This window comes from Streptomyces sp. NPDC007856, from assembly GCF_042868225.1.
Classification (GTDB): Bacteria; Actinomycetota; Actinomycetes; order Streptomycetales; family Streptomycetaceae; genus Streptomyces.
Genome location: NZ_JBIAEC010000045.1, coordinates 1 through 18,350, shown reverse-complemented (window position 1 = coordinate 18,350; position 18,350 = coordinate 1). Strand labels below are relative to the sequence as shown.

The window sequence follows — 18,350 nt, the reverse complement described above, 5'->3', positions numbered from 1 at the left end:
CGTCGACTGGCAGCCCCCGGCACCACGCGTCGACGTGCGCCCGCAGGCCGACCGCGAGGATGCCACCATCACCCGCCTCGACGGCGACGCGCTCCTTTCGGCCGGTGACACCGACCGCACGGCCGGAAACAGGACTGTCCGGCGGGAACTGCACGACACCGAGACGGTCCTGTCCGCCCTCGCCGCGCTCCCGTCCGCCCACGACGGCGGCCTGCTGCTGCCCCCGGACGTGCTGCAGCAAATCACCGGCATGCTGCGCCAGGACCGACTCGACTCGATCCTCCCCACCGCCTCTGCCCCCCGCCACACGACCGGCCGGTACTCCGGCACCCCGTCACAGGACGGCAGCCCACAGCGCCCGAGAGCCGCCGCCACCATCACCGACCCGCACACCCCCGACGGCGAACCGGACACACCTGCACCCGCCGCCCCCGGCGAGCGCGGCCCGGACGGCGCCACCACCCTCACCCCCGAGCAACTGGACGGACTGCGCACCGCCCTGGAGGCCTACCGCCAGGAGCAGATCGCCCGCACCCGGACCACCACCCCGGCCACGATCACCCCCCGGCAGACCACCCTCATCGCCCAAGCACTGCACCCCACCCTCCGCCCCGACACCCCCCTCCACGCCACCTTCGGTGTGGCCGCGGGCGGCCGAACTCTTCACACCCAGGATTCCCTGACCGCGATCGTCGATCGGATCGCCGAGAACGCCTACCTCCGGCAGGCCCCACCCGGTACCGGCACCCGAGGGTGGGGCCAGGCCGCGGATCTGATCACCCGTCTCGGCCTCACTCCCGACCAGGCCGCCGATCTCGCTCTGTGCATCGACCTCCTCGACGACCTGACGAACATGTTGCATCCCCGCACGTCCGCGGTACTTCGAGGGAACATGCCGGTGTCCGGCCGGCATGCCACGGACGACTCACATATCGGCATGGGCGGGCCCCGGAGCCTCCTCGCACCCACCACCGCCTGGACCCGCGTCACCCACCCCACCGAGGCCGTACGCATCCTCCAGCCCGGCGAAACCGCGCTGATCCTCGTGAGTCCCCGGCAAGGGCCCGGCCACGCCACCGCTGCCCACCACACGGACGAGGGCGTCTACTACATCGACCCTGGAGCGGCCGCCGGGCAACGCGTCACCACCACACCCCCGCTCTGGAACGCCGCCGCAGCCCACGCCGTCATCATCGGTGCGGACGGAGTCCTACGCCCAGACGCGCTCGAGTGGCGTTCCGAAGCCGCCTCCACCACACAGGCCATCATCGACGCACCCACCGACCACCGTTACGGTGTCCCTTCCCTGAAAAACCTGTTCAAGAAGAACAAAAAACAGCAACAGACCCCGGCACCCCCGACAACACCCGGCGCACACCCCACACCGACCAGCGACACCGGGACATGCCCCGCCCCCGAAGCCGGCACCATCCCGCCCCCCGGCCAACCTCCTTCCCGGCCCAGGATTTCCCTGCCGACACCGCATCGCCCCTGGTGGGGGCTCGACAGTGTGGAGCCTACCGCCGACGATCGCGCAGGAACCGGGGCCTACCACGATCTGTCCCCCTCTCTCGCGAATCATTTCTATCGGATTCCAATCCCTCGGGAACTCATAACGAAAGGAGATATACCACCTTTCGTCAATCGCGACACCCGGGAAATCCTGAACAGAAAGAATGCCGCTGATCTCAATGGCCTGAATTCGGCGCTCGCACACATAGCGAAGGATGCGGGCGTGAAATCGGCAGTGAGTGACCACGTGTTGCGCAGTGTCATGAATGCCGACGGGCTCCTCCCCGCCGACCTCGCGCCCTCCGACCGGCAGGCGCACAGGCAGGCCGTCGAAGAGGCCGTCCTGGCCGATCCGCGGGTGCGGTTCCTGGACCGGCAGTTGGCGACGTACCTCCCGTCCGGTCGGACGGCGGGCGGGGAAACGCACGCCCACGCCGCCGAGGTCTTCGCGGGCTGGTGGAGTGACCGTTCTGGTTCCGCCGCTGCCGAGGCCACCGGAAGCGACCCGGAGGCCGGCGGTACGCGGACGCGGAACGCGGCCCTCGCACGGTCCTCCGACGGCGAACCCGTGCGGCCGTTGCCGGAGATGCTGCACAGGCGGGCCCGCCTGGACCTTCTCGAGCAGGAGTCCGGCGCGCTGGGACCGGACCTGTTCCATCTGCGCGAGCACCCCGAACCTCCGAGATTCCTCAGGGGCTTCGACCATCGGGGAGTCGCATCGGAGGGGAAGGCAGCGCTGATGGAAGCGCTGAGCATGACGCATGCGGCCCCCGCCGCCGCAGAGATGCGGCCGGAACGCTTCACCGGCGGGAGCGTTCTCACCGTGCCGGCGAAGGCCGGAGGCGAGCCCAGCCAGATTCCGAAGGTCCGGTACGCCATCTGGCTGGGCAGCGCCCTGGGACAGAGCGGCGGAGTGCGGCAGGCCTTCCGCGACTCCCTGACCGAATCCACCCGCGTCCTGGCCGCCGAGGGCGTTGCGACGGTCCTGCTCACCGACCTGCCCCGTGCCGTCTTCGACGAGGCCCGCACCACGCCGGAGCCGCCCTCGGGAATTCCCGACCCGCTGGCCGACGTACGCTCGATGCTGAACTGGGCCCGCGCATTCGACATCAAGCTCGTCAATGTCGACGAATACTTCAGCTCCGAGAATCCCATGGAGTTGCGAGCCGAATACGCCACGGAAATGGCCAAGCAGACGGGGAACGGCTACGCGGCGGCCAGCGACATCCTGCGGCTCCACCTCGAGTTCTACATCGACGGCGACGACCGGGTTGAGCCCGGCCTGATCGAGGAGCTGGAGGAGGCCTTCAGCCGAGGGCGTGACTTCGCCATGGCCCGGGGTGTCAGAGGTGAAGCCAACAACAATGTGATCATAGCGCCCTCGGGTCACTGGTTCCCCAGGAAGTACATCGAGCAGATCCGCGAGAATTACACGCTGACGCAGTTGGCCCTCTACGGAGAAGGTGATCCGGAAGAGGGCGTGGGGTTGACCAGGGGTGCGCTGGAGATCAAGAGTGTCCGTACCAGACGCAATTCCGTCATGCTGCGCACCGGTCCCGACGGAATGATCGAAATTCCCTTCGGATCGCCCGACGCGCCTCACGTCGTTTCCGCGGTCGGTATGGGGACGGGCAACTCCTGGTTCGACCGCAGCGGTGGAGGCGAGAAGGACGCGCCGCCCCCGCCCGATCCGGACGAGGTGACAAACCTGCTGGTTAAGGCGGCCGCGACCTTGGTACGCGACCTCTACAACCGGGACGGTGACCTGCACCTGACCCAGGTCGCGTCGGTGGTGGACCGGCTGCCCGACCCGGCGGCGGGCTGGGAGGCGCTGGTGGGCTTCATCGCCCGGACCCCGCAACTGGCCGAGCGGGTACGCACCGTCACCCTGTACAAGCTCGACATGGACAACAACCCGATCCGGGTCGGCCTTCCGCCCGCTGCCCGCCGGCATCTCGCCCTCGACAGTGAGGCCGCGCAGCGCACCACGGAGGGCGGACTCGTCACCGGCGAACCCGAATGGGTGCTGGGCGAGATCGTGCAGCCCGCCCGGATTCTGCCCGACGGCAGTCAGAGGGGGGTGACCCACGACGGCGACTCCTCCGGGCACCTCGTGGGACCGCTCTTCGAGCTTGCCGGCCCCGAGCGCGCGCATACCGCCCCCGAAGAAGAGGCACCGACCCTGCAGCACGGCGACTCACGTCAGCTGTCCGCAGTAGAACACGTTCTGACCGTAATGATGGGTGACAACCCGCACGACGGGAACGGCCCCGCGCCGGAGTCCTCGCGCACCGTGCCGATCGAGCCGCTGTCGTCGAGGGAACGCGTGGCCGCCCCCGCCGACCCGACCGCCCACTCGGAACGCGGCGCCGACGACTCCGCGGACCAGGTGGCGCAGGGGCGGCGGGCGGAAGTCGGGCCGCGCGTCCCGGTCGTGCTGGACCGGCAGAGCCTGCGGGACATCGTGAACGCCGTGGTGGACGCCGCGATCCCCGAGCCGGCCGGCCGCGCGGTCTCCGCGCCCGTACCGCAGCCCCCGCGTGACATGTCGGTGCAGACACGCCTGACCTTGCTGTACTCGCTGCGGGACCGGCTCATTCCCGCTGGTGTCGCACCCGGCCGGACCGCCGACGACAGCGTGCTGCACGTCCGACGCCAGGAGAACCGGCTCGCCCCCGGCGACGGCTGGAGACCCGTCGCCGACTGGAAGACCGTGGAAACCGCGCTTACCCGCGAAGGAGTCGGCAGCACCGCGTTCGTCCTCGCCCGGCGCCCTGCGGCCGTCCTGAGCGGCGTCGACCGGCGCCCCACCGACGAGGGCCACGCCTTCGCCGCCCACGTCCTCTCCACCGGCGAACTGGTCTGGATCGACCTCCAGGCCGACGCGGACAACCGTGTGAGCAGCGCCCCGCCGAACATTGCGCCGGCCGAGGCCCGCGCCGTCGTCATCGCCGGCGACGTCCGCGTGGTCCGGGACGCCCTGCCCGACTTCCACGCGTCCCGCTCCGTCGAGCACTCGCTCCTCGATCCCGCCGCGAATCACGAACTCCGCGGGATCGGCCTCGGAGAGGAGCGCCGGTTCCCGTCGACGGTTGAAGGCACCCCCTCCGATGGGGCACCGGTCGGTGCGAACGGGGAGCGGGACGGTGCGCCGCACCCCGTCGGTGACGTCGTGGTGGCCGGCGAGGACCAGCACATTCAGCGGCAGCGCGCCGTCGTCGACGTCCGTCTCCCACGGCTGGAGGACACCCCCCACACCCCGCCGGCGAGCCGGGCATCTGGTGACACCACTTCGGACGGCGGAACACCCACGGCGGACGGCGACGTCGACCCGGCTTCGGACGACCACGGACCGCGCGATAAGGACGAGTCGCCGGACGACGACCCGACCGCGATCTCCCGCGGCGGACGACCGGGAGGCGACGGCAGCGGCCCTGGAACCCGGCCCGACGGACCGGACGAGACCACGGACACCGCCGACCCCGGCCCCTCGGCGCCTTGGCCTGCGCGGGGGACGGCCGTACCCGGGGGGGACCAAGCCGCTCCCCGCACCGAGCGAAGGCTGGGACAGACGCCGCCCGCGGTGGGCGGACCTTTCACCGCGGCGGCTCTGCGGGATGCGGCAGGTGTCGTGATCGGGCGGGTCGCGCGGGAGGCCGGTGTCGGGGAGGACGCCTTTGTCTCCGATCCGACCGTGCTCAACTGTGAGCTGCTTCTGGCCGGGCTCGTGGAGCAGTTGTATCCGGTGGCGGGTGAGGACGGGAGGCGTCTGCCGACCCGCAACGCGGTTCGCGCGGCGGTTGCCCTCGACGATCTGGCGGTCGGGGCGCGACGCACGGAGCAGCGTTTTGCCCGTGGCCCGGGCTGGGCGCGAGTGGGCTCGTGGGAGTCACTGGCGGCGGAGGTGGAGAGAGCCGGTGTCGGGGCGAGTGCCCTGATCCTGGTCTCGAAGCCGTCCGGGAAGGGCCATGCCTTCGCGATGCGCCACGCTGTGGAGGGTGTGCTCCTGGTCGACCTGCAGGCTCCCGGCGACCGGCGGGTGGTTGCCGACATGCCGAGCGTTTCGGTGGCGCACGCCCGAGCGGTGGTGGTCGACCGGCACGGGCAGGTGATCAAGGACGCGGTGGCCGATTGGCCGCCGGCGCCGCATACGGATGCCGAGGCTCTGCTCGATCCGCCGAGGACTCCCGACGCCTTCGGCGCAGTGAGCTTCGAGGTCGAGGACCTGCACCCGATGAGCGGGGCTGATGTGCGGATCGTGCCGGGAACAGTCCTGGCTCAGCACCGCCTCGGACAGCAGGTGGTGGCCGACGAGCACGGATTCTTCCGCATCAGCGACGGACGGCTGTTCGGTTCGGAGGTGAAGGCTCAGGCGGCGGCGGGCAAGGGGCAGCCGGTGGCGCCGGTCGTGCTTCCCATTCCCGAGTTGGTGCCCGCGCCGCTGGGGGTCCTGCCTGGGGAAACACACCGTCTTCCCGCGAGGGCCGGCATACGGGTCCATCTGCGCACCCGTGAGCTGCTGCGCAGATCGGACCGGGAGGGGCGGGCGATTGCGCTGCGTGAACTCCTGACCGAGGCGGAGGGGTGGACGGTTACGCCGTTGGGGGCGCAGCTTTCGGCCCACCCGTCTCCGGAAGGAGAGCACCATCGCGCCTACACGCAGTTCACCGTCGGTGTCCCGATCGGGGGGCTGACCCAGATTCTCGATCTGGTGGATGCCCGGCTCGGCCGACCCGACCTGGCGCAGGTGATGGCGGCGGGCCGGTCGTTCGCCGACCAACTCACCATCGGCTTCGCGTCCGCCGTGCTCGGGCAGAGGGTGACGCCGGAGCAGCTGCCGTTCCTGTTCGGCCTTGCCGGTGCCGACGAACTGCACGCCTACGCGAGGTTGATGTTCAGCCATGTGTCGGCGAGCCCGCTTCAGCAGCGGTTCTGGCCACGGATGCTGGTGAAGAACATGCTGCCCGCCGCGATGCGGACGCCGTTCGCGGTGGCGCACAGCACACTGAGTCCCTCTGTCGCTTCATTCTTGAGAGCCAACGAGAAGGTCGTCGTGAAGTCGTTTGAACGGGTGCTGCGGCAGACGGCGGCCCATTACCGGAAGCGGCAGCCCGGACCGGACGACACGCAGAACATCCTGGACGAGACGACCTGGTCCGGACTCAAGCACAGGGACTACCTGATCGCCACGACCCATGGGAGGACGCACGGGGGCAGTGAGGTGAGCCAGTCCGAGACGGTCGGTATGAAGGACTACCTTGAGCTGGACACCGGCGGCGGAAGCGGCCGGCCGATGATCTTGATCGAGGTGAGACACCCCTCTCGCGACTTCGGGCTCGATCCGCGGAGCGAGCATCTGATGCCCATGAACGACCAGGAGCTCGAGGCCACGTTCGACCTGTTCGCTGCCGCTGCGCACCACGCGTTCGTCAAGGCCGGGCGCTTCCAGGGCGGGCAGGCTCACGGACTGTCTCGCGCCGCGGCGGCTGTTGTACTCGCCCACCCCCTGGTGGTCGCTGCGGGGTGGTTCTTCCAGCAGGTCCGTTCCCTGGCGGTGAACGGGGGCAGGACGGTTCTGCCCGCTCCCGAGCTTCGGTTCATGGCAGACGTGATCGCCCAGCACGCTGCGGGTGCCCCGCTGCCCCCGGTCGTCCAGCAGCGCCTGCTTGCCGTGCGCGGCATGTTGAATCAGGCGCTGGTCTCCCAGCCACCGATGCCTGCCCACATCAGGCCGCATTTTCAACAGGCCGTCACCACCACGGACGAGTTGCTGGGTCTCCTCGCGCCGCGGCAGGCAGGCCAAGCCGGGTTGGCCACCGCTCCGTTGATACCGCTCGACACCAGTGCGGCGACCGTCGCCCGTCGCCCGGAACCGGTGTCGGCGGTGGAGAACCCGGTACGGGCGGACCAGTGGCAGCAACGGCGTACGAGCACTCCGGCCGTGCTGTCGACCGAGCGGTTCGTCCCGATGCTGAGCAGCACCGTCGATGCGGCGCCGGACCGCGGGGGAGAGGGACTGCGTTTCAGCCCGGAGGGCCCGAACGTTCTGATCCGGGCCGAGATCCAGCGGGTCCAGGCCGATGACGGCCGCTGGGTCCGCAGCATCGTGCTGCGGCGTCCGGTGCGGACCGGGGAGGGATTCTCCGAAGACGACATCCTGCCCTTCCAGGACCGTGTCAACGACTTGCTGAACCGGCACTTCAACCCGGGCTTCCGGCTCCCCCGTTCACAGGACCAGCTCCACATCGAGGTCGCGCTCCACTTCGACCCGGACCACGCGGAGGCGATCGAGCTCAGCCGCAGCGCAGAGCCGGGCGGCTCGGACCAACTCCACATCCGCCTCCACACCCAGGACCCGACAGTCGATCCGGCCGTCTCCGAAAGGGACTCCGCGCTCGACGACGCCACCGCCCTGAACGAATTCCTGCGCTATGCGGGCCTCGGTGACAGCGGTATGGTCCCCGGCTCGGTCTTCCGCCACCTCGCCGCACAGGCCGACGCCCACGGAGCCATGGCCGGCCACCGTGACCTCACCACGGCCGTCGTACCCCCCCACCACCTCGACGCCATCGAGCAGGTCTCGGAGTCCGGACCCCTACTGCCCGAGACCGCACACGAACCGGCATCCCCAGCCGACACCCCCCCGGCAACAGCCACCCCACTCGCCACAGACACGACAGAACAGCAGCACCAGACCCCTGCACAGCTGCACGATGCCGTGCATGACGGCGTGCAGGGTAGTTCGGACGGCGACACCGGTATCCATGGGAGGGACAGCCGTCGGGCTTCGGCGCACGGTACCGGCACGCCGGGCGAGGAGGCCGCCTGGATCCTGTCGGCTGGATCCCTAGGGGCAGCCCAGTTCCCCTTGGTGCCGGGCGAGGCGGAGAGGGCAGCGGAGCTGCAACGGCGGGCGGTCCCCGGGCCAGTCCGCATCGAGCCGGCCGAGGTGGGCCCGCAGCTGCTCGAGCCCCGGCCGGGCCCCCGGGCGCTGCCCCGCCACGAGTACACCCCGGCCCAGGTCCTGCACCGCTCCACCACCGTGGCCGTCAGGTCATCCGGCTCCCGCCCGGAGCGCGAGACAACACCCACGACGCCACTACCGGAGGGGAACAGCACGACTGGCGCGGGCAATCAGGCGAGGGAAGTACGCGCGGAGCCGAACGAGGCACTAGCCCCCTCCACCAGCGGCACGGAGCCCGGCACCGGGGCGGTGCCGGGCGGCGGGACGGTGCGGTGGACGCGTGCCGCCCAGACGCCGGGGAATGTGCCGCCGCTGGTGGTGGGAGAGGCGGAAGAAACCGGGTGGCGGGCCGACCAGCGTTCCCGACATCGCCGAATTGTTCCGCGCCAAGACCCGTGACCTCGAGGAACGGGCGCGGCATGCCGGGACGCCGGACGCGCAGCAGGAGAATCATGTGCGGGCAGTGAGCGAGATGGCCGAGTTGGGCGCGTGGGAACGGGCGGCCGAGCAGTTGCGGGAATTCCGTGTGCACCTCGAGGCGTACGAGTTGTACGGCCGTGGCTGGGCCGAACCGGGGTACCGGTGACCGACGGCGCCTACCAAGCGAGTCATTGAGCTCGGCTGGTTCTTCTCGGTCAACGCTTCGACGCTACGGAAGCTCGAGTTGCTGGCGAGCCTGCCGCTCGACCGAGTCCTCCCTGAGACCGATCATCCGTTTGGCGACAGGTCCACTGGTCAGGGCCGCCGCCCCGGCAAGGTGGATAACGTAGAACGTGGTCGCGGGAGCGCGTCTGGTGGTTGCGGTGAACTCCTGCTGCTGGTGCCACGCCCAGTAGGCGTCGAAGTCGCCGTTGGCGCGGACGGCAGCTTGAGCACGGCTTCAGCTCCGGACAGGCCCCAGCGAGCGCCGGTGATGTCCAGACGGTCTTCGACCAGGTGGCCGCATGCTCCCTCGATGATCTCGGTGGCGATCGGCCAGCCGCGTTCGAGGGCGGTGTCGTAGCGGGTCGTCCCCGTCGTGGTGTAGCCGATCACGGTCCGTCGCCTCCGCTTCGGAAGCGTCTGGCACGTGCCGCCACGGTCCGTCGAGCGATCACCGCTGGCAGCTCGGCGATCTCCAGCAGTGCCTCTGACGAGGCGATTGGGCCGCGACCTGCGGATTCCGCCAGCTTGATCGGCTCCACCACTCGGCGGGACGCCACCTCGTAGCGCACGTACTCGACCTTGCCGGACAGGTAGTTCACGGCCTCGTCGATGGCCATGCGTCGGGCCTCACGCAGTCCGGCGGCGCGGGCGGTTTCCTCGAGTGCGGCGGCGGTCTGCTGCTCCCCGCCGCCCAGGACGCGGGCGTGACGGGCGACCCAGCTCTCGGCGGAGGCATCGCCGCTGTCGTGCAGGGACCAGGCTGCTCGCCACAGACATTCGAGCACGTGGATGAGGTCGACGATGATGTGTACGTCCACGCCGCGCTGTAGTGCTTCGGCCTTGAAGAGGTCGATCTGATCGCGGGCACCGTCGACCAGGACGACCCAGCGGTGGGCGGGGTCGCTGTGCTCTGCCTGGTCGAACAGGGCGGACACCACTTGCGCGGCGGTGTCGGTCACCGAGCGGCACAACCATTTCGACCGGTCCTTCGGTCCCTGGAGGCGCTCGGGCGCCGCGCCATGGTCGGCGTCCTGCCGGCCGGGGTCGGTGATGATGTCGTCGACTGTGCGAGACGCCGGGGTGGAGACCTCGGCCGCGCGGCACGACGCGCCGCCGGTGCGTGGGCTGCGGGTACGGGAGATGCAGACCAAACTGCACCGCTGGGCGGTGGCCGAGCCCGGCCACCAGTTCGATGATCTGTACCACCTGGTGTGCGACCGCAGGTTCCTCCGATGGCGTGGAGCCGGTTCGCCGGCAACACCGGTGCCCGCACCGCCGGCGTGGACCGGGCCACGGCCCGCTCCATCGTTGAGCAGGTGGGAGTTCCAGCGTTCCTGGACGAGCTGCGTGAGCAGCTGCGGCAGCAGGCGTTTCGCCCGCTGCCGGTGCGCGAGCGGATGATTCCCAAGCACGGCGGGAAGCTGAGGAGTCTCGGCATCCCGACCGTGGCCGATCGCGTGGTCCAGGCGGTACTGAAGCTGGTGCTGGAGCCCATATTCGAGGCCGACTTCGACTCGGCTTCCTACGGGTTCCGGCCCGACCGAAGGGCGCACGACTTGATCGCCGAGATCCACTTCTGGGGCACTCAGGGCTACCGCCAGGTCCTGGACGCTGCTTCGACTCGATCGACCACACGGCCCTGATGGACCGGGTGCGCGCACGAGTCAAGGACAAGCGCGTCCTCGCCCTGGTCAAGGCGTTCCTGAAGGCGGGATCCTTCGGGAGACCGGAGCGATGGAGCCGTCCCAGACCGGCACCCCGCAAGGGGGAATCCTCTCCCCGCTGCTGGCCAACATCGCCCTGTCCGCGCTCGACGAGCACGTGTTGGGGTCCTGGAAGCCGGGCGGGACGATGTCCAGCAGTTCTCGTCGGGTCACGAGGGTGACCATGGTCTCGGTGAGTCCGGCGTGGGCGCGGTGCTGGCCTGCGGATCGCGGCTCCGGACGTCGCGGATCCTGTACTTGACCCAGATGACGTCCCTGTCGGCTTCAGTGATGGCGCCGCCTTCCATCAGCGATACTGGGTGCATGGATGCGACGACCGCTCCCGTCCGCGCCGAGGTGCTGCGGGACCGCTACTACAGTCGGCTGCCCAAGAGCTTGCAGGAGCTGGCCGGCCCCGCGGAGGGCACCGTTGACCTGCCACTGCACATCGTCTGGTCCGGGCGGACGAGCTACAGTCTGGACCGCCCGAAGTCCCGCATGACCCTTTACCGGACGGTTCTGGCCGAAGGCCTGCGCGAGGACCTGACGGCCTTCCTGCACCACCGGCTGCTGGCTGAGCAGTGGCCCGTTCTGCGCCGCCTGGTCAGCCCTCACATCCGCGAGGCCTGGGAGGACGCCTTCCCCGAGCTGCCGTGCACCGCTGCTGGCGGCATGACGGCCGCGTGAAGCTTCCCCCGCTCCACAAGCGCCTCCTTGCCGACATCCTCGAGCTGGGCTCCCCCTATCCTCTGGTCCTCACCGGCGGATACGCCGTACAGGCCCACGGCCTGGTCGAACGCTTCAGCCGCGACCTCGACGTCGCCACCGAAAATCCTGCTCCGATGGATGAGATCGTCGCCTCACTCACGGCCGGCCTCACCGCTCGCGGCTGGCGGATCGCGCATGTCCAGAGCGATCCGCTCAGCGGCCGGTTTCTCGTCGCCGACCCGGACACCGGCGAAGAATGCGAGGTCGATGTCCTCAAAGAAGCGTTCTGGGCCCCGCCCGCCCAGACCCCGTACGGCCCTGCCCTCTCCCTCGACGATGTGATCGGGACCAAGGTCCGTGCTCTTGCCGACCGCGGCACCGTCCGCGACCTCATCGACGTGCAGGCCGCCTCCCGTCACCGCTCCATCGCCGACCTCGAGGCACTCGGCCGTCGCCGCGCCCACGACGAGTTCAGCCTCGAGGACCTTCGTGACCGACTCACCGGCGCGGACTGGTACGAGGACGAGGACTACGCCGCATACGGCTTGACCGCCCGGCAGATCACCGAACTCAAAGCATGGGCCCTGCAATGGGCACAGGACCTGGGGACACGGATTCGCAACGAGGACGGCTGAGAGGGCGTTTGATCTAGGAAGATTGCCCCGTATCTCCTAGTAGGTTCCTCGCCAAGTAGGGGTGGTCTCGTCCGTTATGCGCTTGGCGAGGTTGTCGATCGAGGCGATGTGGATCATGGCCGCGGAGCTGGTGGTGAGGGTCTCGTAGTCGCGGACGAGGCGGCGGTGCATCATGATCCATGCGCATGCTGCGCTCTACCACTCAGCGCCTTTTCACGACATGGAAGCCACGTTTCTCGAGTTGCGGTTGACGACCTCGACGTCGATTCCGAGGACGGCTCCGCGCTTGACTACGGCGTTCTTGAAGCCGGTGTCGGCCCAGCTTTTCGTGATGGTCGGGTAAGTATCTTTCGCTTTGTCGAGGAGGCGTATCCCCATGGCGTTCTCGGAGAGGTCGGCGTCCAGGGCGATTGCAAAGTCGCGGTGATCTCGTGAGTGTGCAGGTCACGGCGGTGTGACGATGCCGGGAGGGTGCGCGACCGGACGCAACGAAGCTCCGTTGCGGAGGTGAACCTTCCTCTTGATCGTGGACACCTGGAGACTGGGACATGAGGTCCAGAGGAAGTAGTGCCAGGTGGGAAGTAAGAGCAACCGCAGCAGGCGGTACACGGAGGAGTTCAAACGGGACGCGGTCGCGCTCGTACGCTCCTCTGGGAAGACCGTCACCGAGGTGGCCCGTCAGATCGGGGTCAGCCCCGAGGGGCTGCGGAACTGGGTCAAGCAGGACACGATCGACCGTGGGCAGGGGGCGCCGGGAGAGCTGACGACGGCCGAGCGTGAAGAGCTGCGCCGACTGCGCAAGCTGGCCGCCGAGCAGGCGGAGACGATCGAGGTGCTGCGAAAAGCGGCGGTCTTCTTCGCGAAGGAGAGCGATCGATGAGCGACGTGTACGCGTTCATCGAGGCGGAGAAGACCACCCACCATGTTGCTCTGTTGTGCCGGCTGCTGAAGGTGGCCCGGTCCTCCTTCTACGCCTGGTTGGCCGGCGAGCAGGCCCGCGCCGCCCGCCGGGCCGCCGACGACGCTCTGGCCCACGAGATCACGGTGTTGCACATCGCCTCCTGGCAGACCTACGGAGTGCCGCGCATCCACGCCGAGCTGCGCAGGCTGGACCGGCGGGTCAACCACAAGCGCGTGGAGCGGATCATGCGTGAGCGCGACATCACCGGCGTCACCCGGCGCAAGCGCCGGTCGCTGACCCGTCCGGCGAAGAAGGCGGTACCCGCCGCGGACCTGATCGACCGCGACTTCACGGCCGACGCCCCGGGCCGGAAACTGGTCGGTGACATCACCTTCATCGCCACCGACGAGGGCTGGCTGTATCTGGCGACCTGGCTGGACCTGGCCACCCGCGAGATCGTCGGCTACTCGATGGCCCACCACCACCGCGCGTCCCTGGTGGTCGACGCACTGACGATGGCTGCCGGAAGCGGCCGGCTCCAGCCCGGCTGCATCGTGCACTCGGACCGCGGATCGGAGTACACCTCTGACGAACTCCGCCGTGAGATACCCCGGTTGGGACTGCGGCAGAGCATGGGCCGAACCGGCTCGTGCTACGACTGTGAGGAGCGCGGAGTGGAACGAGCACACCGAGACACGCACCGCGCTGCGCAACGGGCACCGCGACAAGGCGCTGACTACGCAGGACGGTGACCTGGACCTGGCCATACGCAAGCTGCGCTCGGGCAGCTTCTTCCCGAGCCTGCTGGAGCGTCGCCGCCGCATCGACCAGGCTCTGTTCGCCGTCATCGTGGAGGCGTACGTCCACGGGGTCTCCACCCGCTCAGTCGACGACCTGGTCAAGGCACTGGGAGCAGACAGCGGGATCTCCAACAGCGAGGTCTCCTGCGCGGACCTGGACACCCAGCTGACCGCGTTCCGCGGCCGGCCCCTGGACCACACCCGCTTCCCCTACGTCTACCTCGATGCGACCTACTGCAAGGCACGGGTCGCGCACCAGATCGTCTCGCGGGCCGTGGTGATCGCCACCGGCATCACCGAGGACGGCGGCCGCGAGGTGCTCGGAGTGTTGGTCGGCGACAGCGAGACCGAGGTGTTCTGGACCCAGTTCCTGCGTCACCTGCGCGAACGCGGCCTGGGCGGTGTCCGGCTCGTGCTCGGCGATCACCACTCGGGCCTGGTCAAGGCGATCCGCAAGGTCATGATCGGCGCGGCCTACCAGCGCTACCGGGTTCATTGAAGCCGTAAAGAATCAAGGTGCTGCTTTACAGGTGTGGGCTCGTTGTCAGGGTATGGCGGTTCCGGAGGAGATCTGTTCCCAACTCCATTGCAGGTTCTCGATGTTGTTGCGGCATCTGAACGAGCGGCAGCGGCGGTTGGCCTTGGCCACCGAGGCTCGGCTGATCGGGCATGGCGGCGTACGGGCGGTAGCGCGGATCGCGCAGGTCAGCGAGACCACCGTGCGCCGTGGGGTGGCGGAGCTGGAAGCCGGGGCCGGGCCGCTGCCGGATGGCCGGGTGCGTGCACCAGGCGGGGGCCGCAGGCGGGTCGAAGCCAATGATCCCGCCTTACTCAAGGCGTTGTTGGGCCTGGTCGAGCCGGATGAGCGGGGTGATCCGCAGTCGCCGTTGCGGTGGACGACGAAGTCGCTGCGGAACCTGGCCGAGGAACTGACGCAGCAGGGGCACCCGGTGTCCGCGCCGACGGTGGGCCGGCTGCTCAAGCAAGAGGGCTTCAGTCTGCAGGCGAATGTGAAGACCCTTGAGGGTGCCCAGCATCCCGACCGGGATGCCCAGTTCCGCTACATCAACGAGCAGGTCAAACAGCACCAGAGCGACGGTGAGCCGGTGATCAGCGTGGACACCAAGAAACGGGAGCAGATCGGACGACTGCCGATGGCCGGCCGACAGTGGCGCCCCAGGGGCGAGCCCATCGAGGTCGAGGACCACCACTTCTTCTTCAGCGGCCCGGACGTTCAGCAGGCGATCCCGTATGGGATCTACGACATCGCCCGCAACACCGGCTGGGTCAACGTCGGTGTCGACCACGACACGTCGGTCTTCGCGGTCGAGTCCATCCGTCGCTGGTGGCGCTGTCGCGGCAGCCTGGACTACCCGAAGGCATCACGGCTGCTGATCACCTCGGACGCGGGCGGCTCCAACGGCTACCGTTACCGGGTCTGGAAGAGTGAACTGGCTGCCCTAGCCGCCGAAACCGGGCTGATGATCACGGTGTGTCACTTTCCTCCTGGCACAAGTAAATGGAACAAAATCGAGCACCGGCTGTTCTCCCACATCACCCACAACTGGCGCGGCAGGCCGCTGACCAGCCACGAAGTTGTCATCGAGACGATCGTCGCCACTCGCACCCGGGCCGGTCTGCGCGTCGAGGCCCACCTGGATCCCGGCGACTACCCCACCGGCATCGCGATCAGCAAGGACCGCTTCGCAGCGCTGCCGCTGGTCCGGCACGAGATCCATGGCCAGTGGAACTACACCTTGCTGCCCGAGCCCTCCGAGCCGCAGATCTTGCCCGCCAGCGAGACGTGCGGTGTCGCCGACCGGCGCCGCGAGCTACTGGCCCGCCTGGCGGACCCCCGCCTGACCGGGCTCAATAGCACGGAACTTGTAGACCTGTGCATCGAGTTGGCCCCGCGGCAGGACGCCCGGGCCCACGAACGCTACAGCGAACAGCGCGGCGGACGTGCCCGGCGGGCCACCGGCAAGCTTCGCGGCAGCAAGCCGCTGTTCGACGACGCGGCCCGGGTGACGCTCACCCTCCTCTACCAGCGGCAGGTGTGCTCGATGAAGCTGCTGGGCGACATGCTGGAGGTGACCCCCAACTGCATCGGCGACCTCGTTGCCGAGACCCGCCGGGTCCTGGAGGACCACGGCCACCAGCCCGGTTACGCCTCCAGCCGGTTCACCACGGCGGACTCTCTGATGGCCTACCTAGACACCGACCAGACCCCGCCACGCACCCGGATCATGGAAATCCTGTCCCATCCACGGCTTACCGGCATGTCCCGCGCGGAGCTCGACGAGCTCACTCGCCGCCTCGCACCACGCCAGGCTGCCCAGGTCGAACGTGCCTCCTATCAGCGCCGGGGCGCCGTTCGCCAGCCGGGCAGCCGCGGCGGCGTCTTCCCCCAGAAGCTCGGCGACAGAAAGCGTGTCGTGGTCGCCATCCTCTACCTGCGGAAACTGTGCACCCTGGATGTCCTTGCCGACGCGCTGGGGGACGTGAGCAGGTCCTCGATCGGGAACTTCGTCCGAGAGATCCGGCCCCTGCTTACGGAAGGCGGGCTCCTCCCGCCCCCGGCTGCCACCCGCTACCGCACCGCCCCTGATCTCCTTGCCGCTGCTGGCGAAGAAGCCGACACACCGACAAGTTGATTCTTTACGGCTTCATTTCCTGCGCAATGTCTTCGGAGTGATCCCCAAGGACGCCGCGGAAATGGTCGCCGCGACCATCCGCACCATCTTCGCCCAGCCCGACCAGCACGCTGTCCGCAACCAGCTCGACACGGTCCCGACATGCTTGGCGCGCAGTTTCCCCAGGTCAAACAGATGCTCCTGGACGCCAAGGACGATACCTCACCGCCTTCGCCGCCTTCCCGGAACGGCACTGGAAGAAGATTCAGTCCACGAACCCGCTGGAGCGGATCAACCGCGAGATCAAACGCCGCGTCGATGTCGTCCAGGTCTTCCCCAACGACGACTCGCTGCTGCGGCTGGTCACCGCCGTGCTCTTCGAGATGCACGACGAGTGGATCGCCTTTCCCCGCCGCTACCTACCCGAAGGCAGCATGGACCAGATCTACCCCACCGAGCCCGGCGAAAGCGCCCCCGCACTCCCCAACACCACCAACACGACCGGCCGATTGATCGCCTATACCACATCAAGGGACACGACCAAGAGGATCCCGCGCAGTGCCTGCCATCGCGGACGCGCAGCTGCTCTTTCTGGTGTCCGAGGCGGGCTCGGCATGCGGGCTACCAGTTCTCGTTCTCTTTCTCACACTTTAAGTGCTCGAGTTTTCCTCGCGCACAAGTTAATGTCGTTTCCGGGCCGCACTCGTGGATGGGCGGCTCGAGAGAAGTCGGTTTCGGTCTTGGCCGCCGAAGCGACAGTCGACCGCTCAGGGGCGAAGAGCCCCGTGGGCAACTTAAGGAAGGAAAGATCATGAACCACCTCGTCCAGCGGATGGCGACCATTGCCGCTTCCATCGCGGTTGCCAGCGGGGCCCTTCTGGCCGCGGGGGGTTCCGCTTCGGCGGCCGCGTCTGGCGACAGTGGGGGCCATGGGGCCACCGTCGCCGTCAGTACGGCCGACGCTCGCTACTCCCCGTGGATCGCCGACCAGCTGGCGCTCTTCGAGCACAACACCGGCCTCGGCGGCCTCGGCAGCCACCACAACCACTACCGGCACCTGTGCCACGACCGCAGTGAGCGCCGTGAGCTCTGATCCCGGCACCCCCGATCGGCAGGCATCCAGCTGTCCAGACCCTGTTCCGCCTTTGACCGGTGCCGTGCCGCGCAAGAACGCGGAGGGTGGGGCTATGTGCTTGAGCGCAGCGCCCTGGCGGAACCGCCGGAAGGGGCGGACGCATTCTTTGATGCCGGAGCATCCAGGCGCCGATCACGTGCTACTGAACTTGATTGAGTGATGTCGGGGCCCGCCGCAGGGTGGCAGGGACCAGCTCGCGCCTTCCCGGTGTGGCGGGAGCACGAGGATGATGCTCGCGTGATCCGAGACTTCCCGCCGTTGCCGTTGCCCCAGTACGCCGTGGTCCGTATCGGCTGCTCACCAGGGGTGCCTACCGAGATCGCCGCCGATCTGCGGGAAGTCGGCGTCCCAGCAGGGCTGATCGGTTATGAGTACCAACCGCTGACTGAGGCGACGCTCCTGGACGGGATCGGTGAGAGCGGGTTGGTCGTCTTTGGGTCCAGCGGCCTGTTCGGTCGGCTCGGCGTCGATGTGGCTTCGCGTCGCGTCGCGCAGGTCCCCAAGATCGGGTCCGCGACCGCCTGGCATGTGAACAGGGACCTCGAAGCCTTCCACCGGTGCGTCGCGGGCATCATCGCCCGCTTTCCGTTCTACGAGGAAGACGAGGAGGACAGGTTCAAGGAGGTGGCGGACGAGCTTCGTCGGCTCCTCGCTGCTCTCGATACCACCGCACTCGCAGACAACGGGTTGTGGGAGACCTTGTGCGATGACGTG

Annotated in this window: 11 protein-coding genes and 4 pseudogenes; 12 read left to right on the top strand and 3 right to left on the bottom strand. The window is 68.6% G+C overall.

From position 1 onward, the window contains the following. The first annotated feature begins 34 nt into the window (after nt 1–34). Complete coding sequence (locus tag ACFYOH_RS42830) at nt 35–8,875, top strand: hypothetical protein (protein WP_388637262.1); 8,841 nt, start codon at nt 35–37, stop codon at nt 8,873–8,875. Nucleotides 8,876–8,930: 55 nt separating this feature from the next. Continuing rightward, nucleotides 8,931–9,062, top strand: coding sequence for a hypothetical protein (locus tag ACFYOH_RS42825; RefSeq protein ID WP_388637259.1), 132 nt, complete (start codon nt 8,931–8,933; stop codon nt 9,060–9,062). 222 nt (nt 9,063–9,284) lie between these two features. Here ACFYOH_RS42825 and ACFYOH_RS42820 read toward each other — a convergent pair. Both ACFYOH_RS42820 and ACFYOH_RS42815 read right to left on the bottom strand, forming a co-directional pair. Next, nucleotides 9,285–9,478: pseudogene (locus ACFYOH_RS42820) on the bottom strand (ISKra4 family transposase); the annotation flags it as partial. A 29-nt stretch (nt 9,479–9,507) separates the two neighbouring features. Next, nucleotides 9,508–10,272, bottom strand: a complete 765-nt coding sequence (locus ACFYOH_RS42815) for a hypothetical protein (RefSeq protein ID WP_388637256.1) — start codon at nt 10,270–10,272, stop codon at nt 9,508–9,510. Nucleotides 10,273–10,353: 81 nt separating this feature from the next. Between ACFYOH_RS42815 and ACFYOH_RS42810 the strand changes: the two genes are divergently transcribed. The 3 genes from ACFYOH_RS42810 to ACFYOH_RS42800 all read left to right on the top strand — a co-directional run bounded on the left by ACFYOH_RS42810 (nt 10,354) and on the right by ACFYOH_RS42800 (nt 12,167). Beyond that, complete coding sequence (locus ACFYOH_RS42810) at nt 10,354–10,764, top strand: reverse transcriptase domain-containing protein (RefSeq protein WP_388637253.1); 411 nt, start codon at nt 10,354–10,356, stop codon at nt 10,762–10,764. Nucleotides 10,765–11,148: 384 nt separating this feature from the next. Continuing rightward, nucleotides 11,149–11,511: a hypothetical protein gene (locus tag ACFYOH_RS42805; RefSeq protein WP_388637250.1), complete on the top strand. Its 363-nt coding sequence runs from the start codon at nt 11,149–11,151 to the stop codon at nt 11,509–11,511. Then, nucleotides 11,508–12,167 (top strand): nucleotidyl transferase AbiEii/AbiGii toxin family protein, encoded by a 660-nt coding sequence (locus ACFYOH_RS42800; protein ID WP_388637247.1) that lies wholly within the window; start codon nt 11,508–11,510, stop codon nt 12,165–12,167. Before ACFYOH_RS42805 ends, ACFYOH_RS42800 begins: the two co-directional genes overlap by 4 nt. 36 nt (nt 12,168–12,203) lie before the next feature. On the opposite strand, the pseudogene ACFYOH_RS42795 reads toward ACFYOH_RS42800, so the two are convergent. Beyond that, nucleotides 12,204–12,566: pseudogene (locus ACFYOH_RS42795) on the bottom strand (IS5/IS1182 family transposase); the annotation flags it as partial. A 175-nt stretch (nt 12,567–12,741) separates the two neighbouring features. Between ACFYOH_RS42795 and ACFYOH_RS42790 the strand changes: the two are divergent. The 7 genes and pseudogenes from ACFYOH_RS42790 to ACFYOH_RS42760 form a co-directional block, all read left to right on the top strand. Further along, nucleotides 12,742–13,047 (top strand): transposase, encoded by a 306-nt coding sequence (locus ACFYOH_RS42790; RefSeq protein ID WP_388637244.1) that lies wholly within the window; start codon nt 12,742–12,744, stop codon nt 13,045–13,047. Continuing rightward, complete coding sequence (locus ACFYOH_RS42785; protein ID WP_388637241.1) at nt 13,044–13,820, top strand: IS3 family transposase; 777 nt, start codon at nt 13,044–13,046, stop codon at nt 13,818–13,820. The genes ACFYOH_RS42790 and ACFYOH_RS42785 overlap by 4 nt, the downstream gene beginning before the upstream one ends. Then, nucleotides 13,714–14,364, top strand: a pseudogene (locus tag ACFYOH_RS42780) (transposase); the annotation flags it as partial. The gene ACFYOH_RS42785 and the pseudogene ACFYOH_RS42780, both read left to right, overlap by 107 nt. Before the next feature lie 55 nt (nt 14,365–14,419). Then, nucleotides 14,420–16,522 carry an ISAzo13 family transposase gene (locus ACFYOH_RS42775; protein ID WP_388637239.1) on the top strand — a complete coding sequence of 701 codons (2,103 nt, stop codon included), beginning with the start codon at nt 14,420–14,422 and terminating at the stop codon, nt 16,520–16,522. A 7-nt stretch (nt 16,523–16,529) separates the two neighbouring features. Next, nucleotides 16,530–16,938: pseudogene (locus tag ACFYOH_RS42770) on the top strand (transposase); the annotation flags it as partial. 374 nt (nt 16,939–17,312) lie between these two features. Then, nucleotides 17,313–17,594, top strand: a complete 282-nt coding sequence (locus tag ACFYOH_RS42765; RefSeq protein ID WP_388637236.1) for a hypothetical protein — start codon at nt 17,313–17,315, stop codon at nt 17,592–17,594. A 201-nt stretch (nt 17,595–17,795) separates the two neighbouring features. Next, a partial coding sequence (locus ACFYOH_RS42760) for an SUKH-4 family immunity protein (RefSeq protein ID WP_388637233.1) occupies nt 17,796–18,350 on the top strand: 555 nt, incomplete at its 3' end.

Excerpts from the sequence above, each read along its gene's own strand:
- ACFYOH_RS42810 (WP_388637253.1), top strand. The coding sequence starts at position 10,354 with ATGGCGTGGAGCCGGTTCGCCGGCAACACCGGTGCCCGCACCGCCGGC.
- ACFYOH_RS42805 (WP_388637250.1), top strand. The coding sequence starts at position 11,149 with ATGGATGCGACGACCGCTCCCGTCCGCGCCGAGGTGCTGCGGGACCGC.
- ACFYOH_RS42785 (WP_388637241.1), top strand. The coding sequence starts at position 13,044 with ATGAGCGACGTGTACGCGTTCATCGAGGCGGAGAAGACCACCCACCAT.
- ACFYOH_RS42775 (WP_388637239.1), top strand. The coding sequence starts at position 14,420 with ATGGCGGTTCCGGAGGAGATCTGTTCCCAACTCCATTGCAGGTTCTCG.
- ACFYOH_RS42765 (WP_388637236.1), top strand. The coding sequence starts at position 17,313 with ATGAACCACCTCGTCCAGCGGATGGCGACCATTGCCGCTTCCATCGCG.